Genomic DNA, 19,854 nt, shown 5'->3' with positions numbered 1-19,854 from the left:
GAACTGCAGGAGCTTCTGGATTCCCTCTACCGCAGCTATCTGTGCAACGACGGGCGCATGTTCTATGTCGCCTGGCCCAGTCACGAGAACCATGCAAAGCGCTGCCTTCAGGCTCTCGGCATCTCTGACAAGCTCGTGGCCAAAAGATTGACCGAGGAGAAAAACACTTACTTTCCGATCTCCGAGTGGCAGCCCGATGTCTCGCTCGGCGTATATCCGTTGCCCAAGGACTGGGTCGACAAGATCACGCCGAAGCATCAGGGCTGATGATCGGCGTGCAGGACCCGGAATACGGGACCATGATCCAACCCGGGCTTGTTGTCTGGCTCGAGGAGAGCGGTGCGGCGGCGCCGTCTCCTGCACCGCGCCGTTGGATCGACGCTTCGGCCGCCCTGTCGCTACGACCTGAAGGGCTGCGAGCATCGGCGGGAATGTTCTGGAAATACTCGATTGCGGGGAGCGGACGGGACGGAAGCTTGCAGAGGTGATCTCGTCGGCGTGCTGCCGGACCGGCGAAAACCCCTGATGGACGCCGGGTCCGGGATGCCGCCGCGCCAGGCGCGGCGGCATTTGTCATCAGGCGGCCTTGGAGGCAGCTTCGGTTTCGTCCCACTTGAGAACGTTTACCAGTTCCTTGTCGATCGCTTCGGCCTGAGCGGCGGAGGTGGCCGGCATCGGCATGCGCGGCTGGCCACTGGCCACACCCTGCTTGGCGAGGCAGTACTTCACATTGGCCGGGAGATTGTCTGCGAAGATGGTATTCCAGAATCGCAGCAGCGCTTTGTGAATTTCCTGCGCCTTGGCGTGTTCACCGGCCTGCACCGCATTCCAAAGCGTGACACAGACGCCCGGCACGGCGGCGGGGTTGGCTGCAATCGTGCCATGCGCTCCGATCGCGAAGGACGGATAGAGCAGAGCATCGACGGCGGTGAAGACGAGCTTGTCCTTCGGCGCGGAGATCAACAGGTCGGCCATCAGCTTGAGGTCGCCCGCACTCTGCTTGACGCCGATGACGCCCGGCAGACCGGTCATGATACGCACCAGGAGCTTCGGGCTGAGATAATTCCACGGAACGACATTGTAGATGATGATCGGAATATCGGTTTCCTTGGTCAGCCGTTCAAAATGCGCATAGGTCGCATCCTCGTCCGGCTTGAAAACGTAATGAACCGGCGTGATCTGCAGCGCGGCCACGTTGAACTTGGCAACGGCCTTGGCCTTCTCCGCAGCGTCGCGCGTGCTGTTGGCAATGATGCCTGCCACGACTGGAATGCGGCCATCGACCTCTTCGGTGGCGATTTCGATCGAGCGGGCCAGTTCCTCGGTGGAAAGCGTGTGGCCTTCGCCGGTGCTGCCACCGAGGCAGATGCCGTGTACCTGCTTGCGCAGCATGAAGCGGACGTTTTCGCGCAGCGCGGCCTCGTCCATGGTCTCATCGTCCTTGAAGGGCGTGACGAGCGGAGGAATGATACCTCGGAGTGTTTGGGACATTTCAGTTTCCTTCGTTGCTATTGGGCTTGGCCCGTCGTGCCTTGGCGGTCTTTGCCGTACAGGCTGGCGTCCCCGCACCGGGTAGGATGCGGGGACGAATGTCTTGATCAGTTGGCGGCCTTCTCGGCAGTGCCGAGGGCGGACATCACCCGCTGGGTCTGTTCTTCATGCTGCTTGGTGAAGGCTGTGAATTCGGCGGTACCGAGCCATACGGCGCCGAAGCCCCGCTCTTTCATGCCTTCCTGGAAGCGTTCAGCGTTGAACGCCTCCTTGGCCACGGCTTCGATCTCGGCGACCAGCGCGGGGTCCATACCGGCAGGGCCGGCAAGACCGCGCCAGGTACCGCCGGTAACATCCTTGCCAGTCTTTTCCTTGACGGTCGGCACGTATGGATATTTTTCCAGCCGCTCGGAGCTCAGGACACCGACCGTCTTGACCAGTCCAGCGGAAGCGAGGGAGTCGGTCTCGGGGATCGAGCACAGAACAACGTCCATGCCGCCCGAGACAAGTTCCTGCAGACCTGCAGCCGATCCCTGAGCAGGAATAAGGTTGAGCTTGGTGACATCGATACCCTCATCGAGCATCAGCGACACAAAGGGAATATCCCAGCTCGCGCTGCAGGTGCCGCCGCAGGAAATCTTGAGGCTCGACGGGTCCGCCTTCAGCGCATCGATGATGTCATTGAGCGATTTCAGCTCGGAATCACTGGCGACGTGAACAGCCGACGGATCGGCATTGAACTGCGCGATCGGGGTGAAGCTGTCGCGGGTGAAGTCCGCCTGCCCGAGAAGCTTGAACTGGGCGAAGGGAGAAAGCTGGCCGAGTGTATACCCGTCGGGGGCGGAGGTGCTGTAGGTGGTGTAGCCGACAATGCCGCCGCCCTGAGCCTGGTTGACCACGTTGAAGGACTGCCCGGTCGCCTCTTCCATCTCGCGGGCCAGAAGACGCATCGTGTAGTCGCTTCCCCCACCAGCGCCTGCGACGGCAATCAATGTCACCGGACGCTCCGGCCATTCAGCGAAGGCCGGGCCTGCTGCTGTGAGGAAGGCACCGCTCGCCAGGGTGGTTACGAGTTTCGAGAGTATGGTCATGAAATCCTCCATGTTCCGCATTGCGGGATAGTTCGTGATTTTTGTGCACGAGTACCTTATTTGCGGATAAGCGGCGTCGCAAGTGGCTCGCAGGCTATTTTCGGAATAAGATTTTTGGAAATCATTTCCAATTCCGATTAAGACGGCGCACGGATCTAGCCCGTCGTCAGCTGGCACGACGGTTCTCAGGAACCGCTGCAGCATCGGTAGGAGGTGGTGTAAGTTCCACCTGACGGTTACCGCTGAAGGACTTGATGCCGATCGCCGCGAGCCAGACGAGAATGGTGAATGCACCGATCGTTCCGCCGATAGGTCTGTCGAAGAAGATCAACAGATCGCCCTGCGACTTCAGCATCGTCGTCATGAAGGTCTGCTCGATGAGAGGGCCGAGAATGAGACCGAGAATGGCCGGCGCCAGCGGGATCTGGTTGATCTCCATGAGATAGCCTAACACCCCGAAGAGCGCGACAAGGCCAACCGCAAACAATGTGTTCTCGACCGAGAAGGCACCCAGGATGCAGAACATGAGGATAACCGGCGACACATAGCTCGTCGGCAGTTTCAGGATGAGCCCGAAGGCCCGAATACACAGAATGCCGAGCGGAACCATCAGCAGGTTGGCGATGAAAAATATCGCGAAGATCGTGTAGATCACATCCGGATTGTTGAGAAAGAGCGTCGGCCCCGGATTGATGCCCTTGATGAACATGACGCTGATGACGATGGCCGTGATCGCGTCCCCCGGAATGCCGAAGACCGTCGCCGGAATATAGGCACCGCCCAGCGAGGCGTTGTTGGCTGCACTCGCCGACATGATGCGCTCAACCGCGCCATCGTCATCGTCCTTGCGACCGATGCGCGATCCGCGGCGGGCGATGGCATAGGAAATCCAGGCGGCGATATCGGATCCCGCACCCGGGAGCGCTCCCACGACCGTTCCGATAAGGCCACCACGCAGGATGCCGACTTTATGCGGCACGAGCCTGGCCCCGATGGTGGAAAAAATCGGCCCCATGCGATGCGTGTCCGCATGTCCGTGAAACTCGGAATTGGCGTTCCTCATCAATTCGGAGATTGCGAAAAGGCCGATCAGCACCGGGATCAGGCCCAGTCCACCCATTAGGTTGGACGATCCAAAGGTAAAGCGCGGGATGCCGGAAGTGGGGTCCATGCCGATCGTCGCAAGCGTCAGCCCGAGGAAGAGGGAGGCAAGCCCCTTGGGTAGCGAGGGTCCCGCGACAAAAGTCGCGCAGGACAAGCCGAGCACGCCCAGCCAGAAATATTCGACGCTCGAGAAGGAGAGCGCGATGCGGGCCAGTGACGGCGCCGCCAGCGTGAGGATGACAGCGCTGAACAATCCACCGGCCGCGGAAGCAAACAGCCCCGCCCCGAGCGCCACCACCGTCTTGCCCTTGCGCGTGAGCGCGTGAGCGTCGTCTGTGTAGGCGGCCGACGCCGGAGTCCCCGGCATGCGCAGGAGCGCGCCCGGAATGTCTCCGGCGAAAATCGCCATTGCGGAGGCCGTGATAATGGAGGCAATCGCCGGGAGCGGCTCCATGAAAATAATGAAGGGAACGAGGAGCGCGCTTGCCATCAATGCGGTCAGGCCGGGAACTGCGCCGATGAAAAGGCCGTAGAATGCCGAAGCGAAGATCACCAACAGCAGGTATGGGTCGGCAAGCTGGCCGAGAATTGCGAGCGGACTTACCATATCAGCCATCCGGAGATCGAAGTGAGAGGACCCCACGGCAGCGGCACATGGAGCAGCGACGCGAATGCGACATTCGTGGCCACGGCAACCAACAGACCGGCCACGAACGCCTTGAACAGATGAATGCCGCCAGCCGCCATCGCGGCAGTCAGGATGAGCGTCGCGGTAGCGAGAAAGCCCAGCGCTTCGACAGCAAAAACGTAAAAAAGAATGGAACCCGGCAGGATCCAGAAGCGGAGCGCCATCTGGGCACTTCTCGCCCACTCCGGAAGCACGAAAACCGGCTCGACACGAAGGTTGCGCAGCCCCTGCAGCGAGATCACCAGTCCGACCAGCGCCAAGCCGCATCCAACCAGCAGCGGAAAGAACCCCGGCCCGTAATTCAGATTGCGCGGCGCGACGAGTGTCGTTGAGTAAGTCGCCACGCAAAGGCCGAGCGCCAGAATGACGATGCCAACAATGATGTCATGAACCTTCATGAAGGATCCCATTCAACAATAAGATAAGACCGGCAGCCGGGAGCATGACCGCCGGTCATTACTTTCACTTGCCGTAGCCAAGCGCCCCCATCACACGTGCGGTATCTGCCTCGTGCTGCTCCATCAAAGCCTTCAGCTGCGCGGAATCCAGCCATTTGAGGCCGAAGCCGGCGGTCTTCATCGAGGTACGGAATTCCTCCGAGTTCATGGCATTGCGGATTGCCTCCTGCCAGACTTCGACGGCTTCCGCGGGCATACCCGCCGGGCCGCCGATCGCGCGCCAGGTACCTCCGTCGACCGGATGACCGACGGTATCGCCGGCAAGCGGGACATCCTCGAAACCGGCCACAGGCTCGGGGCTCAACACCGCCAAGGCGCGAACCTGACCCGCCTGCATCAGCGATGCGGCTTCGGGCAGGGAGGCCGTCTGGAAATCAACGCCGCCTGACGAAAGTTCAGTCAGCCCGCTCGCCGCCCCCTGCCCCGGGATCCAGTTGATCTTGGCGACGTCGATGCCGTAGTCGAGCATCATGCCCGCAACGGGAATGTCCCAGACGCTACCGCATCCGCCGCTGCAATGCACATTGAAGCCGGACGGATCCGCCTTCAACGCGTCGAGCGCGGATTTGAGATCGGTAAAGGGTGAGCTCTCGGCGACGAGCAGCGAAGATGAATCGCCGTTGAAGTTGGCGACCGGCGTGAAATCCGCGCCCTTGAAATCAGCCTGCCCGGTGAACTTGTAGCCGGCATAGGGAAACAGCAGGCCTACCGTGTAGCCATCAGCCTTCGCGTTGCGGATACTTGTCAGGCCGACGACACCGCCGCCCTGTCCCTGATTGATAATGGTAATCGGCTGCCCGAGTTCGCCCTCAAGCTCCCGTGCCAGCATGCGGGTCGTGGTATCGCCTCCGCCGCCGGCGCCGGCCGGCACGACTATGGTCAGCGGGCGCGCTGGAAATTCGTCCGCGAATGCGACGCCTGCAAGGCCGACCACAAAAACAGCGGACGCGAGTGTGTGAAAAGTGCCCATCGATCTCCTCCAAATCTCGGGTTCAAGAGAAGGATTAAAGAGGAGTCTGATGCATGTCAATCCCGAATAGTGGGATAAGGAGATTTTATAGGGACCGCATATTTATTTATGCCTGCGACCGGTCCATCCAAGCTCCTGGGAAATATGGTCTGCGGTCTGGACCACGGTCGATGCCAGACCCGAGACACGGGCAATCGGCATCCGCTCTGTCGGCCCGGAAACACTGACCGAGGCAAAGACCTGCCCGCGAGAATCGCGGATGGGCGCGCCAACGCAACGCACGCCGATCTCGTTTTCCTCATCGTCGATGGAATAGCCGCGCTCACGAACACCCTTGAAGTCCTCGAGAAGGGCATCGAGAGTAGTGATCGTTTTTGCAGTCCTCGACTGCAATCCCTCCTCCGCAGCGATCCTGCGAATGAGGTCTTCTTTCTGGAAGGCAAGAAATGCCTTGCCGACGCTGGTGCAATAGGTCGGAGCCGCCTCGATCGTGGTCAGCGTCGTCAGCCGCGTGTCACCCATCTCCTCGCGCTCGATACAGACCATCTGGCTGCCGTCGAACATGTGCAGATGCACAATCTCTCCGGTTATTTGATGAAGATTGATGACATGCGGCCTCGCGTGACGGTTGAGGTCGAGATTGGCAAGAACAACGCTGCCGTAATAGAACATCTTCAGCCCGAGCCGATAATCATGTCGCCGCCCGTCCTGGTCGATGAGACCTATGTCACGCAGCGATGCAACGATGCGGTGGATCGTCGTGCGCGGCATGCCCGTCATCTCGACGAGATCTGCGATCGACAGGCTCCCCTTGGCCCGGGTGAAACAATCGAGAACCGCCGCCATCTTGTAGAATGACTTCGCGCCACCGTCCCGGCTAGTCTCTGCCTCGGCTTCCTCAACAAGCGTCTTATCGCTATTGATATCCATTACCGCGTTCAGCTCCCGTCCGTCTTTTGAATACAGCTTTAACATTGCCATTTCGCTGAGAAATTGGCCAGTACGGCACCCGCCGTCATCCACATAGCAGATTTCGGAACAGCTACACACATTCCGTAAACGAAATACGGAATGCGCGAAACACGGTTGACCACCATTTTTATTAATGGCACATAACGCCACTTTGATAGCTTTAATCCCATTATTCGGGATAAGAATGCAAGGGAGGCGATTATGAAAAAGCTGGTCAATGAACCGAGGGCCGCCGTTCGTGAAATGCTGGAGGGGTTGGTTGATGTATCTCCTCACCTTGCACTCCTGTCTGACGAGAACGTCGTCCTGCGAAACGATCTCCCGGCTGTCGCCGATCGCAAGGTCGCCGTGATCTCCGGCGGGGGCAGCGGCCACGAGCCCGCTCACGCAGGTTACGTCGGAACGGGAATGCTGACCGCCGCTGTCGCCGGAGATGTCTTCACCTCGCCGAGTGTCGATGCCGTACTCGCCGCCATCCTGGCTGTCGCCGGTCCTGCGGGCGCACTGCTGATTATCAAGAACTACACCGGCGATCGCCTGAATTTCGCCCTGGCAGCCGAGCTCGCCCGCAAGGAAGGCATCCCCACGGAGACCGTCATCGTCGCCGACGACGTCGCGCTGCGGGACCTCGTTGCACGGGAGCGCAGCCGTGGAATCGCGGGAACGGTTCTGGTGCACAAGATTGCCGGATCCGCCGCAGAGAATGGTCTGCCTCTCGCCGAAGTCGCGCGCCTCGCCCGTTCGGCGGCGGAGGATGTTGCGACCATGGGAATCGCGCTCGGGGCTTGCACAGTGCCGGCCGCCGGCAAGCCGAGCTTCGAACTCGGCGACGATGAGATCGAATTCGGTCTCGGCATTCACGGCGAAAAGGGTATCCGCCGCGCCACGATCGACAGCGCCGACGCAATTGTCAGCGAGATTGTCAAAACCCTGCTCAAGGACATGGCCCCGGAAAAGACCGGCCACGTCGCGGTCATGGTCAATGGCCTCGGCGCCACGCCGCCGATGGAACTCTCCATCGTGGCGCGCAAAGCCCTGGCGGTCTTGCGCGATCGCGGATGCCGGGTCACCAAGGCCTGGGTCGGAAATTTCATGACGGCACTCGAAATGCCCGGCTGCTCGATCTCGCTGCTCCCGCTCGACGAGGAGCGGATTTCCCTGCTCGATACCGCCGCCGGAGCATCCGCCTGGCCCGGGCCCGGTGACATCGCCGAGCAGCGTAACGTCCTCCCCGTTGCGCGCGCGTCAATGACAGCCGACACGGCTACACCTGCGCCCGGGCCGCTATCTCCCCTGTTGCAGCAGGTGGTTCTCGCAGTGGCTGAATCGCTCGAGAAAGCCGAAGCCCACCTGACAGAACTCGACAGCCTTTCCGGCGACGGCGATCTGGGCGCCAGCATGGAACGCGGCGCGAAGGCTTTGCGCGCCCTGCCCGACAGCGCCTATGCCAATCCCGAAACCCTGTTCGTCGCCACTGCCAACACGTTGCGCCGGACGATCGCGGGCAGTTCCGGTCCGTTCTATGCCGCGGCTCTCATGCGGGCGGCCCACAGCCTTGCCGCAATCGACCTTCCTGACGCGTCCCATTGGGACGCAGCTTTCGCCGAAGCCGTGAACTCTGTCCCGGAGATCGGCGGCGCAAGGCGCGGCGACCGGACCATGTATGACGCCCTCGCCGCCGCGCTCGATGCATGGCGTGCCGCCCGCAACGACGGACAATCCGGAACGGATGCCTGGCAGGCTGCCGCAACGGCGGCGCGTGCGGCAGCCAATGCCACCGCCGACATGCGCCCGAAGCTCGGGCGGGCAAGCTATCTCGGCGATCGTGCCTTGGGTAACCCGGACGGCGGCGCCGTCGCCGTCGCCATCTGGATGGAAGCCATCGCCGGCGGGATCGGCGCTTCCGGGCCGATCCGCGCCAAGGCCTGAAGCCTGCAAGTGAAATTATAACGCTCGCCGGAGGAGGAGCCGGCGCGCGGGGAGACATTCAACTGATCCGCTTATTGGATCTTCATGCAAACGGGAGGAGAAACCCATGAAATCTTGCTTGATCGCGATAGCTACCGCGACTGCCCTCTTTGTCGCCGGCCCTGCCGGCGCACAGGAATACACGCTCAAATATTCATTTGCGGACGTTGACCAGCCGGCTGAAAACGCGGCGGCCGCCCATGCCTATGTCTTCAAGGACACGCTTGAGAGACTGAGCGGCGGCCGTATGAAGGTCGACCTGTTTCCGAACGGCCAGCTTGGCGATGCCAAATCGATGGCCCAGCAGATCCGGCGCGGCACGATCAGCGTGGCGAGCTTTTCTTCCGGCGTCTTCGCATCCCTGTACTACCCGAAGCTCGGGGTTCTCGATCTGCCCTTCCTCTACCGGACGCGTGCCGAGATGGTCGATGCGCTCGCCACCGACAATGATTACATGAAGACGATGGTCGATGACATCGCCGCTGAAACCGGCGTGCGCGTTCTCGGCTTCGAACCCTACGGATTCCGAAACTTCACCACCGCGTCGAAGGAAATCCGCGAACCGGCCGATCTTGCCGGTCTCAAGATGCGCACGCAGGAAATCGTGCCGCACCAGGAAATGATGCGCGCGCTCGGCGCCACGCCTACCCCCATTCCCTTCATGGAGCTCTACTCCAGTCTGCAGACCGGCGTCGTTGACGGGCAGGAAAATCCGCTCGCTACCATCCTTCAGCAGAAGTTCTATCAGGTGCAGAAAAATCTGACCCTGTCGGGACACCTGATGACCGTGGCCGGCATCTTCGTCAACGAGGAGTGGTTCCAGGGCCTCCCCGACGATCTCAAGGGAGCCGTGGTCGAAGCCAACAGGGAGGCTTCGCTCGCCTATGCCGGCATCGGCGCCGTTCAGGACGTCGTGGCCCTCAAGAAGCTGCAGGACGAGGGGATGCAGATCTACGCGCCGACGGCGGAACAGATCGAGAAATTCCGCGAAACCACGTCCCCGGCAGTTCGCAGCTGGGCCGAAGGTGAATACGGCAAGGAGTTCGTGGACGGCTTCTTCGCACACCTGAAGGATACCTCCGGCGAAGGAACTGCCGAATAGGATCCGACAAACGGGCCGGCAGGGCTCTCCTGCCGGCCGGTCCCTTCGCGAAGGAAGCGACATGAAAGCTTTTCTCTCCGCCTGCAGCATCGTCGACAGGTTTGTCTTTCGGCTCAACGTTTTTGTCGTCGCCGCCATTCTTGCAGCGATGTCCGGCATCGTCTTCTACGGCGTGATCGGCCGCTACGTTTTCAATGCGCCGCTGTTCTGGGGCGAGGAGACCGCACGGTTCCTGATGTTCTTCCTGGTGCTGACAGGCAGTGCGCTGGGTCTGCGCCTGTCCCAACATCCGCGCCTGACCATGTTCGTGGACCTGTTTCCTGAACGCCATCGCAAGGCGCTGATGCTTCTGGGCGATGCAATCGTATTCGGCACGATACTTGTCATCCTGATACAGGGGACAGAACTGGCGATCGACGAGGGGATCATGCGTACCCCGGCGCTGCGGATCTCCTATTTCTGGATCTATCTTGCCTATCCCATCGGCGCGGTTCTGGGGCTGATGCAGCTCATCGGCGCCTATTTCGCGCCGCAGCTCGCCGATACCCTCAACGAAGACGCGGAGGAAACTGCGCTATGATCTCTCCGCTCGCCCTTCTGCTGATTTCTTTCTTCGCCATGATGGTTGTCGGCGTTCCGCTGTCCTTCGCCATGCTGGCAAGCACCATCGTCTACTTCGTCTATGTCGGTCAGCCGCTCTATCTGGTGGTGCAGCAGTTTTTCATCGGCATCGACAGTTTCACGCTGCTTGCCATTCCCTTCTTCATGCTGGCCGGGGACCTGATGGTGGTCTCGGGGACGGCTGAGAAGATGCTCACCTTCTCCAATGCGGTCGTCGGACGTTTCAAGGGCGGCGTCGGCTATGTGACGATCGTGTCCAGCATGCTCTTCGGCGGCTGCTCGGGTTCTGCCATTTCGGAAATTGCCGGCCTCGGCCGGATGCAGGTACGCATGATGGAGCGAGGCGGTTTCACCAAACCCTTCGCCACCGCGCTTGCCGTATCCGCCTCCATCAAGGGCGCCATCATTCCCCCAAGCATCCCGATGGTCCTGGTGGGAGCGATCACCGGCACCTCGATCGGCGGGCTGCTTGTGGGTGGCGCCGTGCCCGGCGTTCTCGTCGCCATTGCCATGGCCGTCGTCGTCGTCCTGACCTCGCGCAACATGAAGCGGGCGCGCGACGAGCGGCTGACCCCGGGCGCCTTCCTGCGAATTCTCGTGCAGTCCCTCCCCTTCCTCACCATGCCGTTCATCATTCTCGGCGGCATCCTGAGCGGTGTCTTCACCCCGACCGAAGCGTCCGCCGCCGCTGTCGCCTACGGGCTCATCCTGCTGGTGGCCAGCAAACGCGGCACGATCGACTGGAAAACGCTCGGCCTGCTCTTCGCACGCAGCGGCACGCTTGCAGCCGTCGTTCTTCTTCTCTCCGGAGCATCCGCGGTCTTCTCCTGGGTACTGGCTGCGGAAAAGGTCCCGGAACTCATTGCGGGCGCGCTGTTCGGCATTACCGACAATAAGTATGTGATCCTGCTGATCATCAACATCTTCCTGTTGCTCTGGGGCATGGTGATGGACATGCTGCCGGCGATCTTTATCATCGTGCCCATGCTGATGCCTCTTGCCGTCAAGCTCGGAATCGATCCGGTCCATTTTGGCGTCGTCGTCGTCTTCAATCTCGTTATCGGCCTCATCACGCCGCCCTACGGGGCGGCACTGTTCACCGGCTCGATCGTTACCGGCGTTCCGCTGGAACGGGTGGTACGCAGCATGTGGCCATTCCTGCTTGCGGCAATCGCCGTACTGATGATCATCACCTACGTGCCGCAGACCGTGCTGTTCCTGCCGCATCTCTTCGGGCTCAACTGAGGAAAAGGAAAACACCATGGACGTGACGCATGATGTCGCCCGCAGCATCACGGCGCTGCCCTCCGAACTGGCAGCGGAACTCGCAGGCCTCGTGGGCGGCAGAATTTCCACCGCACCGTCCGATCTCTATGTCCGTGGAAAGGGCGAGTGCTACCATCCCTCCTTTCCGCCCGACATCATCTGCTTTCCGGAAACGACCGACGAGGTTGCCGCGGTGGTGCGGTTTGCGCGACGTGAGCAATTGCCGATCGTTGCCTTCGGTGCCGGGACTTCGCTCGAGGGCCACACCGCGGCCCTGAAGGGCGGCATCTGCGTCGATCTTTCCCGCATGAACCGCGTCGTGGACGTCAGACCGGAGGACATGGACATCACAGTCGAAGCCGGCGTCACCCGCAAGCAGCTCAACGCCTATATCCGCGACACCGGGCTTTTCTTTCCCGTCGATCCTGGGGCAGACGCAACACTCGGCGGCATGGCATCGACGCGAGCCTCCGGCACCAATGCGGTTCGTTACGGAACCATGCGCGAGAACGTGCTTTCGCTGACGGTCGTGCTGCCGGACGGCTCGATCGTCAAGACCGCCAACCGCGCGCGCAAATCCTCCGCGGGTTACGACCTCACCCGGCTCTTCGTCGGCGCGGAGGGAACGCTCGGCATCATCACCGAAGTGACCGTCAAGCTTCACGGAATTCCCGAGGCGGTGACGGCCGCCGTCTGCAGCTTTCCCGACGCGGCATCGGCGGTGACCGCGGCCATCGAGACGATCCAGTGCGGCATCCCTGTCGCGCGCGTCGAATTTGTCGACGCGGTGGGCATGGAAGCCGTCAATCGTTTCGCCAATCTCGACTATCCCGTCGCACCGGCCCTCTTCTTTGAATTCCACGGCTCTCCGTCGTCCGTCGAGGAACAGGCGGAGCGGGCGGGAGAGATCGCGCTCGGTAACGATGGTTCCGGCTTCGCATGGGCGGCAACGCCGGAAGAGCGAAGCAGGCTGTGGCAGGCGCGGCATGATTTCCACTACGCGATCATGGCGTTGCGGCCGGGCGCCAGAATCTGGGGCACGGACGTCTGCGTGCCGATCTCCAAGCTTCCCGAATGCATCGCTTTCGCCCAGGCCGATGCGGCGCTGGCACCGTTTCCCGTCAGTTCGCTCGGACATGTCGGGGATGGCAATTTCCACATGAGCTACGTGATCGACCCCGAAGATGCGGACGAACGCGCAATGGCGGAAAGGCTTGCCGAACGGCTGGGTCACCACGCTATCTCCCTCGGCGGCACCTGTACCGGCGAGCATGGCGTCGGCTATGGCAAGGCGAAGTTCATGACCGCCGAACACGGCGACGCGGCGATAGCCCTGATGCGGCTGATAAAGCAGTCGATCGATCCGGACGATCTGTTCAACCCGTCGAAAATCCTGCCCTGACAGCAAGAAGCCCCGCGTGATGCCGAGCTGCGTTTATCAGGAATCTGGCAAGGCTTTGGTTGCGGGCCCGGCGAATGAGTTTCTGGCGCAGGAAAGATGACTGGTGCACGATGTCCATTGAAAATGGTGCATCATCTCATCGAGACCATGATTCTAGATAAGGCGTCGTCGTGCCAGGTTGCGCATGAAAGCGGCAAGGCCGAACGTCCATTCCGGACAGTCCGTCGACAGCCGCACGGTGTTGGTGAGACTGCCGAGATCCCTGGTCGATATGGTGACGACATCGCCGAACTTGTGGGTAAAGCCTTCGCCGGGGACATCACGATCCTGGGTCGGCGCAAACAGCGTGCCGAGAAACAGCATGAGGCCATCGGGATACTGGTGGTGGCGGCCGATAGTCTGGGAGACGAGATCAAGCGGGTCACGGCTGATCTCCCTCATCGATGAATGACCATTGAGAACGAAACCGTCCTCGCCATTCACGGTGAGATCGAGCTCGGCGCTGCGAACATCGGCGAGCGAAAAGCCGTCATCGAACAGCCGGATCATCGGTCCGATCGAACAGCTTGCGTTGTTGTCCTTGGCCTTGCCAAGGAGCAACGCCGAACGGCCTTCCACGTCACGAAGATTGACGTCGTTGCCGAGCGTCGCGCCGATAATCTCCCCCCTCGAGGAGACCGCGAGCACGATCTCAGGCTCCGGGTTGTTCCATCTGGAAATGGGGTGAAGTCCCACCTCTGCGCCCGGACCGACCGAGGACAGGACCTGCGCCTTGGAAAAGACCTCCGCATCGGGGCCGATGCCCACCTCGAGATACTGGCTCCACAGGCCTTCCGCGATCAGCGCAGCCTTGACTCTCGCGGCTTCATCCGAGCCAGCCTTTATGTTGCGCAGCGAGCCGCCGATCGCTTCGCCGACGCGAGCCCGGATATCCTGCGCCCGGGCGGGGTCGCCGGCGGCTTTTTCCTCGATGACGCGTTCGACCATCGAGGAGGCGAAGGTCACGCCGCATGCCTTGACTGCCTGAAGATCGCAGGGTGCCAGAAAATGCGAGCGGTTGAGGTCACCGACCTTGTTGCCAGCGATCGCCTCTAAATGCCCCACCGCTCTACCCGCCGCAGACCGCACGAAAGCCGCCGGATCGTCCAACTCGCAGATATCGCGGACTGTAGGGGCGTCCCGCGAGGTGATATCGAAGACTTCCTCACCGCGTATCGTGACGACGCACGGGCCTTCCGCCTCGGGCGACCAGATGCGGCCAAGATAAATGCCTTTTTCGGGCAGGCGGAAATCGTTCATCAGGCATGTCCTTCAAATGCGAGGGAAAGCAGGCGCTCTTCGGAGAGATCGGCGCGATCGACAATACCGACGAGACGGCCCATGGAAAGCACTGCGACACGGTCGCAGAGCGCCATGATTTCAGGGATTTCGGACGACGCCATGATGACGGCAAGGCCCTTGTCGGCGGCGTCGGAGACGATCTCATAGATCTCGGCCTTGGCCCCGACATCGACACCATGGGTCGGTTCGTCGAGAAGCAGGAGCTTGGGAGCGGTCATCAATGCGCGGGCGAAGAGCACCTTCTGCTGATTGCCGCCGCTCAGTGTTCCGATCATCTGCCGATCGTCGGACATGCGGATGCTGAGGCTGTCGCGATAGCTCGACGACTGCGCGGTTTCCCGTCCGCGATCCACGAAGCCGCCCGGGCTCATGGCATCAAGGCTGCTGATCGACATGTTGGAGCGCACACTGTGCTGCGGCAGGATGCCGGCGGTCTTGCGGCCCTCGGGTACGATCGCCATGCCCTTGGCCATCGCCTCGGTGGGCTTGTCGAAACACGCGCTCTCTCCGCAAATTTCCACTCTGCCGGCGGTCGTCGGACGCGCACCGTAGATCGTTTCGAGCAGTTCGGTGCGTCCAGCGCCGACCAGGCCGAAAAGGCCCAGAATCTCGCCTTCCGCCACATCAAGCGTGATGCCCTCGATATGCTGGCTGTCGCTTACGTTCCTGAGACTGAGAACCTTGCGATCACTCACCTCCGGCGAGCGGGCATACCCGAACATCGCCGGCTTGCCGGTCATGTCGGAAATGATGCCGTCGCGGGTCACCTCGACCGAGGGCTTCTCGGACACGATCGCTCCATTGCGCAGAACGAGAATGCGGTCGCAAAGGCGGATCGCCTCATCAAGCCGGTGGGTGATGAAAATGATCGCTGTTCCGGCCGCCTTCGCCTTCTCGACATACCGGACAAAACTCTCCACCTCCCGCGGCGTCAACGACGATGTCGGCTCGTCGAGGATGAGAAGTTTCGGATTGCGGGCAGCGGCGCGCGCGATTTCGACGAGTTGCTGCTCTCCGGCACGAAGGAGGCCCGCTTCCTGTTCCGGGCGGATCGCCTGTGCGCCGATGCGCGCCAGCCGTTCCCGGGCGAGATCACGCATGCGGTTGCGGTCGACGAAGCCCATGCGGTTGCGCGGCAGGTCGCCGAGCGACAGGTTTTCGGCAACGCTCAGGGCGCCCACGACGGAGAGTTCCTGGTGCACGAAGCTGATGCCGCGCTCGATGCCCTCGCCGACCGAGGCGAGCTGCACCTCGTTTCCCTCGATCTCTACCCGCCCCTGATCCGGAGCATGCTCGCCGGAGACGATCTTCATCAACGTCGACTTGCCCGCGCCGTTTTCCCCCAGGAGTCCCACCACCTCGCCGGGACGGATTTCGAATGATACGTCCTCAAGCACGGATACGCTGCCGAAGCTCTTGGAGATATTCCTCAGACGAACGAACGGCAGACCGGGGACGGCATTGTCGCCGTCCCCCTGTGCCTCGCCCTGTCGGGCCGCTGCCTGCATCACTCGCTGCCCGGGGTCATAAGATTGCCCTCGACGGCGATGACGTCGCTCGGCGGCTTTGTCCCGGCAACAAGATAGTTGAACAGCATGACGGTGGAATCGAAGGCCTGTTGGAACGGCGCCTGGTCGAGCAGGCCGACCATTTCGCCGCTTTCGAGGTAACGCACGTTCTCGGGCGTGTGGTCGAAGCCGACCACGCCTACCTTGCCGGTGAGGCCGAGATCCTGAACCGCCTTGGCCGCTCCGTACGGACCACCGGCAGTCACGTAGACCATCTTCAGTTCCGGGTTTGCCGTATGCATGTCTTCGACAAGCGAGTAGGCGCTCTCCGCCTTGTCCTTGTTCTCGAAGGGTCCGAGAATCTCGATCTTCGGCGCTTCCTCCTTGATGTAGTCGAGGGCGCCGTTCATGCGGTTATTGTGCTGGGTGGCGCCGAAATAGCCGGTAATGACGCCAAGCTTACCCTCGCCCCCCATCTTATCGACGATGAATTCGCCGATCTGCTTGCCGGCCGCGGTTGCATCCTGGCCGATAAAGGCGAGGCGCTTGGACGGCACACCGCCCTCGGCGATAATGTTGAAGACCGGAACGCCCGAATCCACCGCCTCGTCGATGATGCGCGCGGTGCCGTCGAAGATCGGCACGACGACGATGCCATCATACTGCTGGGCGAGCGCGCCCTCGATGCCCGAGACCACGGCCTCGGCGGAAAGTTCGTTGCCGAGATCGACGTAATCGACGGTTCCGTTGAACCCTGAGAGATACGCCTTAGCTGCTTCGGCGCCTTCCGTGACGGGTATCCAGAACGGATTGTTCTGGAACGACAGGAACGCGATACGGACGTCGTCGTCCGCCGCCTTTTCCGCCGCCACTGTTCCGCCATCGGGCATTTCCTGCGCGGGCACGGCCGTTACCATCAGGGCCATGGCCAGCATCGGAGCCAGCACCGATCCCAGTTTCAATTTCAGTCCCATTTCACACCTCCTGAAAGCTGTCATTCGTCGTCTTCCCTGCGCTGCAACCCGTCGATCCCGACAGCGATGATGATCACGAGTCCCTTGGTCACGACCTGCCAATAGGCGGAGATGCCAAGCAGCACGAATGCATTGTTGAGAAGGGCCATCAGCATGGCGCCGATGACGACGCCGATGATCGAGCCGCGACCTCCGTTGAGCGCGGTCCCGCCCAGAATGACTGCGGCGATCACGTCGAGTTCGTATCCCATGCCCAGATTGGGGTCGGCGCTCGCCAGATTGCCTGCGAGAATGACGCCGCCCAGCCCCGCCAGGCAGCCGCAAAACCCGAAGACAAAAAGACGGGTCTTCTTCAGGTCGATGCCAGCGAGCCGGGCTGCTTTCGGATTGTCGCCTATCGCGTAGATCTCGCGGCCAAGCCTGTGGCGCGTGGCGAGAATATGGATGGCCAAGGCCAGGATCAACATGAGGATGAAGGAGACCGGGATCTGGAAGATTCGGCCGGCTCCGAGGAATTCCGCCCAGCCGGTGAACATGACGGGAATACCCCCGGTTACCAGAAGCGCTATGCCGCGGGCCACAGAGAGCATGCCCAGCGTGGCGATGAAGGGATTGATCCTCAGCCGGGTGACCATGATGCCATTGGCGAGACCGCAGGCCAGACCCGTGAGCAGCCCAACGGCGATCCCCAGCGGCTGAATGCCGGTCCCCTCGAGGACGACGGCTGCAACCACCGCGGAGACGCCAATGACGGAACCCACGGAAAGATCGATACCGCGGGCGATGATGACGAGCGCCTGCCCGAGCGCGACGATCGCGACGACCGAGGCCTGTCGGCCGACGTTCAGGAGGTTTCGCGAGGAGAGGAAATACTCGTTGGAGAAGGCGAGAAACGCCGCGATCGCCAACAACATGATGAGGACCGAGGCCTCGCGATGACGGAGCAGGGAGCGCAGGGCCGGAGCGCGGGCTTTTGCCAGTGTCGTCATCACTTCTTCCTGAATTCCGGGCTTCGCTTTTCCGCGAAGGCGCGGCGGCCTTCGGCTGCATCCTCGGTGGCAAAGCAGATGGTCTGGAGATCCCGCTCGTAGGCGATGGCGTTCTCCGCCGGCATCCACCCGGCGGCTGCCAGGTTCAGCTTTGCGGTCTCGACCGCCACCGGGGCGCGCGATGCGATCGTCGCGGCAATCTCCTTCGCCCTCGCCACGAGATCGGCCTGCGAGACGACCTCGCTGACGATCCCCCATTTGAGCGCGGTCTCGGCGTTGATCGGGTCGCCGGTCATCAGCATCAGCGCCGCGTTGGACGGACCGGCGGCCGAGCGAAGAAAGGTCGCCATGCCGCCGCCGCCGATCCAGCCCAGCTTCACCTCGGGTGCTGCGAAACTGGCATTTTCCGAGGCGATGCGGATGTCGCAGGACATCGAGGTTTCGAGTCCGCCACCGAAGGCATAACCGTTGATCGCGGCGATGACGGGCTTGGTGATGCGGCGGATGGCATCGCAATAATCCTGCCGCTGACGGAACGACCACGGCGTCGGATAACCGTCGAGCGCGCGGATATCGGAACCGGCCGAAAAGGCGCGAGAACCGGCACCGGTCAGAACAATCGCGCGGATGCCGTCATCCGCATTGCAGCGGCCCGCCAATTCGACCAGGGTCGCCGCCATCTCGGGCGTCATCGCATTGAGCTTTTCGGGCCGATCGATGGTGATCAGCGCCACATGGCCGTCGATTTCGAAGCCGATGCTGCCGGACATGTAAATTACCTTTCTCCGCCTTTGCGGCTCTTTGCATAAAGTTCCTGAAGCGGCCCGAGCGCCTCATCCACCGGCACGCCCTTCTCGAAGGCCTCGCGGAGTGCCGCGGACGCCGCCGTCTGGAAGGCGATGTAGCCGGAGTGTCGCGGACGGACATAGGAATGCTCCAGCGTCTCCGCCGAGTTGACATAGAAGTCGCCCCACTCGGCGTTGACCTTCGGATCGAACCACGCCTCGCGGCGCGAGGGTTGCCCGTCATGGGCGGGAATGAAGCCGCATTGCGCGGTCTTTCCCATCAGCCACAGGATGTGTTCCTTGAGAGCGACATCGGGTATGCAGCGTTTGGAAATGGCGATGCCGGTGCCGCCGAGCGTGCCGACCGGATGACCGCCTGAAACACGAGGCGCATTGTGGAAACGCAGCGGCTCCCTTCCCTGACCGGGCTTGCTGTAGTTCACATACCCATAGATCAACGGGCAGAGCGCAATTCCGTCTTCGCGCCCCATCAAGTCGAGGAGGCCGATGGGGTTCAGCGCCTTCGCTTTTTCCGGCATCGCGCGGACGATCTTCGACAGGATCGCGTAGGCTTTCGCGCCGGTCTCACCGCCCACCAGAACATCCGGATCCGCCACGGCCGGCGGTTCGCCGAGCGCAGCGCAGATCGAGAAGAACGACAGGACGGCATGCGGGCCGGCGATGGATGCCGCCACCGGCGCGCCGCGATCTATGAGGGCCAGCACGTCGTCCCATTCGACGGGGACTTCGGGCAGCATATCCGGGCGTACGGCCATGACCTGGGTTGCGGCATCGAGCGGCAACGCCCAGTGCTTGCCATGGAAGCGATAGCTCGAAAGGCTGGGCCCGATCGATACCGCCTCGAGTTCGCTGACAAGCTCGTTGCCGAAAATGTCCTCCATCGCATGAAGACAATCGGCTTCCACCGCCTCGCCGACATGCGGATGATCGAGAACCACGAGATCGAAGCGCGCACAGAGATCGGCGATCGGCGCGGATTCGAAGCCTTCGAGCGGCTGCACATCCCAGGCGATTTTGCCGCTTCCCGGGACACTCGTGTCTCGCGACGCGGCATCGAGCGCGTTGAAACCGCGCGGATGATCCCAGGTCAGGCCCTTCCACAT

At 61.8% G+C, this 19,854-nt stretch carries 18 protein-coding genes; 6 read left to right on the top strand and 12 right to left on the bottom strand.

Annotated elements, in window-relative coordinates:
- Window positions 1-57: 57 nt before the first annotated feature.
- Complete coding sequence (locus tag E2A64_RS18155) at window positions 58-267, top strand: hypothetical protein (protein WP_133285199.1); 210 nt, start codon at window positions 58-60, stop codon at window positions 265-267.
- 309 nt (window positions 268-576) lie between these two features.
- Here E2A64_RS18155 and E2A64_RS14365 read toward each other — a convergent pair whose 3' ends face one another.
- The 6 genes from E2A64_RS14365 to E2A64_RS14340 form a co-directional block, all read right to left on the bottom strand.
- Window positions 577-1,491 (bottom strand): dihydrodipicolinate synthase family protein, encoded by a 915-nt coding sequence (locus E2A64_RS14365; protein ID WP_133285198.1) that lies wholly within the window; start codon window positions 1,489-1,491, stop codon window positions 577-579.
- A 107-nt stretch (window positions 1,492-1,598) separates the two neighbouring features.
- On the bottom strand, window positions 1,599-2,582 hold the full coding sequence (locus E2A64_RS14360) for a Bug family tripartite tricarboxylate transporter substrate binding protein (protein ID WP_206662456.1): 984 nt from the start codon (window positions 2,580-2,582) through the stop codon (window positions 1,599-1,601).
- Window positions 2,583-2,748: 166 nt separating this feature from the next.
- Window positions 2,749-4,293: a tripartite tricarboxylate transporter permease gene (locus tag E2A64_RS14355; RefSeq protein ID WP_206662455.1), complete on the bottom strand. Its 1,545-nt coding sequence runs from the start codon at window positions 4,291-4,293 to the stop codon at window positions 2,749-2,751.
- On the bottom strand, window positions 4,287-4,772 hold the full coding sequence (locus E2A64_RS14350; RefSeq protein WP_158285768.1) for a tripartite tricarboxylate transporter TctB family protein: 486 nt from the start codon (window positions 4,770-4,772) through the stop codon (window positions 4,287-4,289). The genes E2A64_RS14355 and E2A64_RS14350 overlap by 7 nt, the downstream gene beginning before the upstream one ends.
- 64 nt (window positions 4,773-4,836) lie before the next feature.
- Window positions 4,837-5,802, bottom strand: coding sequence for a tripartite tricarboxylate transporter substrate binding protein (locus E2A64_RS14345; RefSeq protein WP_133285194.1), 966 nt, complete (start codon window positions 5,800-5,802; stop codon window positions 4,837-4,839).
- Window positions 5,803-5,904: 102 nt separating this feature from the next.
- On the bottom strand, window positions 5,905-6,732 hold the full coding sequence (locus tag E2A64_RS14340; protein ID WP_158285767.1) for an IclR family transcriptional regulator: 828 nt from the start codon (window positions 6,730-6,732) through the stop codon (window positions 5,905-5,907).
- A 243-nt stretch (window positions 6,733-6,975) separates the two neighbouring features.
- Between E2A64_RS14340 and E2A64_RS14335 the strand changes: the two genes are divergently transcribed.
- From E2A64_RS14335 to E2A64_RS14315, 5 genes are all read left to right on the top strand, one after another.
- Window positions 6,976-8,703: a dihydroxyacetone kinase family protein gene (locus E2A64_RS14335; protein WP_133285192.1), complete on the top strand. Its 1,728-nt coding sequence runs from the start codon at window positions 6,976-6,978 to the stop codon at window positions 8,701-8,703.
- A gap of 106 nt (window positions 8,704-8,809) precedes the next feature.
- Entirely contained in the window at window positions 8,810-9,844 is a 1,035-nt protein-coding gene (locus tag E2A64_RS14330; protein WP_133285191.1) for a TRAP transporter substrate-binding protein, read from the top strand.
- A gap of 61 nt (window positions 9,845-9,905) precedes the next feature.
- On the top strand, window positions 9,906-10,424 hold the full coding sequence (locus E2A64_RS14325) for a TRAP transporter small permease (protein ID WP_133285190.1): 519 nt from the start codon (window positions 9,906-9,908) through the stop codon (window positions 10,422-10,424).
- Window positions 10,421-11,710, top strand: a complete 1,290-nt coding sequence (locus E2A64_RS14320) for a TRAP transporter large permease (protein ID WP_133285189.1) — start codon at window positions 10,421-10,423, stop codon at window positions 11,708-11,710. The genes E2A64_RS14325 and E2A64_RS14320 overlap by 4 nt, the downstream gene beginning before the upstream one ends.
- A 16-nt stretch (window positions 11,711-11,726) precedes the next feature.
- Window positions 11,727-13,133, top strand: coding sequence for an FAD-binding oxidoreductase (locus E2A64_RS14315; protein ID WP_133285188.1), 1,407 nt, complete (start codon window positions 11,727-11,729; stop codon window positions 13,131-13,133).
- Between the two features lie 153 nt (window positions 13,134-13,286).
- On the opposite strand, the gene E2A64_RS14310 is transcribed toward E2A64_RS14315, so the two are convergent.
- Genes E2A64_RS14310 through E2A64_RS14285 form a run of 6 tightly spaced genes read right to left on the bottom strand, consistent with a single transcriptional unit; the run spans window position 13,287 to window position 19,854 of the window.
- A complete protein-coding gene (locus tag E2A64_RS14310) occupies window positions 13,287-14,432 on the bottom strand; it encodes a fumarylacetoacetate hydrolase family protein (protein WP_133285187.1) in 1,146 nt (381 codons plus the stop codon).
- Window positions 14,432-15,982 carry a sugar ABC transporter ATP-binding protein gene (locus E2A64_RS14305; RefSeq protein ID WP_133285186.1) on the bottom strand — a complete coding sequence of 517 codons (1,551 nt, stop codon included), beginning with the start codon at window positions 15,980-15,982 and terminating at the stop codon, window positions 14,432-14,434. The genes E2A64_RS14310 and E2A64_RS14305 overlap by 1 nt, the downstream gene beginning before the upstream one ends.
- Window positions 15,982-16,956 carry a sugar ABC transporter substrate-binding protein gene (locus E2A64_RS14300; protein WP_174235805.1) on the bottom strand — a complete coding sequence of 325 codons (975 nt, stop codon included), beginning with the start codon at window positions 16,954-16,956 and terminating at the stop codon, window positions 15,982-15,984. Before E2A64_RS14300 ends, E2A64_RS14305 begins: the two co-directional genes overlap by 1 nt.
- 20 nt (window positions 16,957-16,976) lie before the next feature.
- Window positions 16,977-17,945 (bottom strand): ABC transporter permease, encoded by a 969-nt coding sequence (locus tag E2A64_RS14295; protein WP_133285185.1) that lies wholly within the window; start codon window positions 17,943-17,945, stop codon window positions 16,977-16,979.
- A complete protein-coding gene (locus E2A64_RS14290) occupies window positions 17,945-18,715 on the bottom strand; it encodes an enoyl-CoA hydratase/isomerase family protein (RefSeq protein WP_133285184.1) in 771 nt (256 codons plus the stop codon). The genes E2A64_RS14295 and E2A64_RS14290 overlap by 1 nt, the downstream gene beginning before the upstream one ends.
- Before the next feature lie 5 nt (window positions 18,716-18,720).
- Entirely contained in the window at window positions 18,721-19,854 is a 1,134-nt protein-coding gene (locus E2A64_RS14285) for a carbohydrate ABC transporter substrate-binding protein (RefSeq protein WP_244598304.1), read from the bottom strand.

It is taken from the genome of Pseudohoeflea suaedae, from assembly GCF_004354915.1.
Taxonomy (GTDB): domain Bacteria; phylum Pseudomonadota; class Alphaproteobacteria; order Rhizobiales; family Rhizobiaceae; genus Pseudohoeflea; species Pseudohoeflea suaedae.
Note: the sequence above shows the minus strand (reverse complement) of the source record. Positions and strands in the feature narration are given on the sequence as shown.

Excerpts from the sequence above, each read along its gene's own strand:
- E2A64_RS14350 (WP_158285768.1), bottom strand. The coding sequence starts at position 4,772 with ATGAAGGTTCATGACATCATTGTTGGCATCGTCATTCTGGCGCTCGGC.
- E2A64_RS14285 (WP_244598304.1), bottom strand. The coding sequence starts at position 19,854 with ATGTGGAAGGGCCTGACCTGGGATCATCCGCGCGGTTTCAACGCGCTC.
- E2A64_RS14365 (WP_133285198.1), bottom strand. The coding sequence starts at position 1,491 with ATGTCCCAAACACTCCGAGGTATCATTCCTCCGCTCGTCACGCCCTTC.
- E2A64_RS14295 (WP_133285185.1), bottom strand. The coding sequence starts at position 17,945 with ATGACGACACTGGCAAAAGCCCGCGCTCCGGCCCTGCGCTCCCTGCTC.
- E2A64_RS14325 (WP_133285190.1), top strand. The coding sequence starts at position 9,906 with ATGAAAGCTTTTCTCTCCGCCTGCAGCATCGTCGACAGGTTTGTCTTT.
- E2A64_RS14310 (WP_133285187.1), bottom strand. The coding sequence starts at position 14,432 with ATGAACGATTTCCGCCTGCCCGAAAAAGGCATTTATCTTGGCCGCATC.
- E2A64_RS14345 (WP_133285194.1), bottom strand. The coding sequence starts at position 5,802 with ATGGGCACTTTTCACACACTCGCGTCCGCTGTTTTTGTGGTCGGCCTT.
- E2A64_RS18155 (WP_133285199.1), top strand. The coding sequence starts at position 58 with ATGTTCTATGTCGCCTGGCCCAGTCACGAGAACCATGCAAAGCGCTGC.
- E2A64_RS14290 (WP_133285184.1), bottom strand. The coding sequence starts at position 18,715 with ATGTCCGGCAGCATCGGCTTCGAAATCGACGGCCATGTGGCGCTGATC.
- E2A64_RS14330 (WP_133285191.1), top strand. The coding sequence starts at position 8,810 with ATGAAATCTTGCTTGATCGCGATAGCTACCGCGACTGCCCTCTTTGTC.
- E2A64_RS14335 (WP_133285192.1), top strand. The coding sequence starts at position 6,976 with ATGAAAAAGCTGGTCAATGAACCGAGGGCCGCCGTTCGTGAAATGCTG.
- E2A64_RS14300 (WP_174235805.1), bottom strand. The coding sequence starts at position 16,956 with ATGGGACTGAAATTGAAACTGGGATCGGTGCTGGCTCCGATGCTGGCC.
- E2A64_RS14320 (WP_133285189.1), top strand. The coding sequence starts at position 10,421 with ATGATCTCTCCGCTCGCCCTTCTGCTGATTTCTTTCTTCGCCATGATG.
- E2A64_RS14340 (WP_158285767.1), bottom strand. The coding sequence starts at position 6,732 with ATGGATATCAATAGCGATAAGACGCTTGTTGAGGAAGCCGAGGCAGAG.
- E2A64_RS14355 (WP_206662455.1), bottom strand. The coding sequence starts at position 4,293 with ATGGTAAGTCCGCTCGCAATTCTCGGCCAGCTTGCCGACCCATACCTG.
- E2A64_RS14315 (WP_133285188.1), top strand. The coding sequence starts at position 11,727 with ATGGACGTGACGCATGATGTCGCCCGCAGCATCACGGCGCTGCCCTCC.
- E2A64_RS14305 (WP_133285186.1), bottom strand. The coding sequence starts at position 15,982 with ATGCAGGCAGCGGCCCGACAGGGCGAGGCACAGGGGGACGGCGACAAT.
- E2A64_RS14360 (WP_206662456.1), bottom strand. The coding sequence starts at position 2,582 with ATGACCATACTCTCGAAACTCGTAACCACCCTGGCGAGCGGTGCCTTC.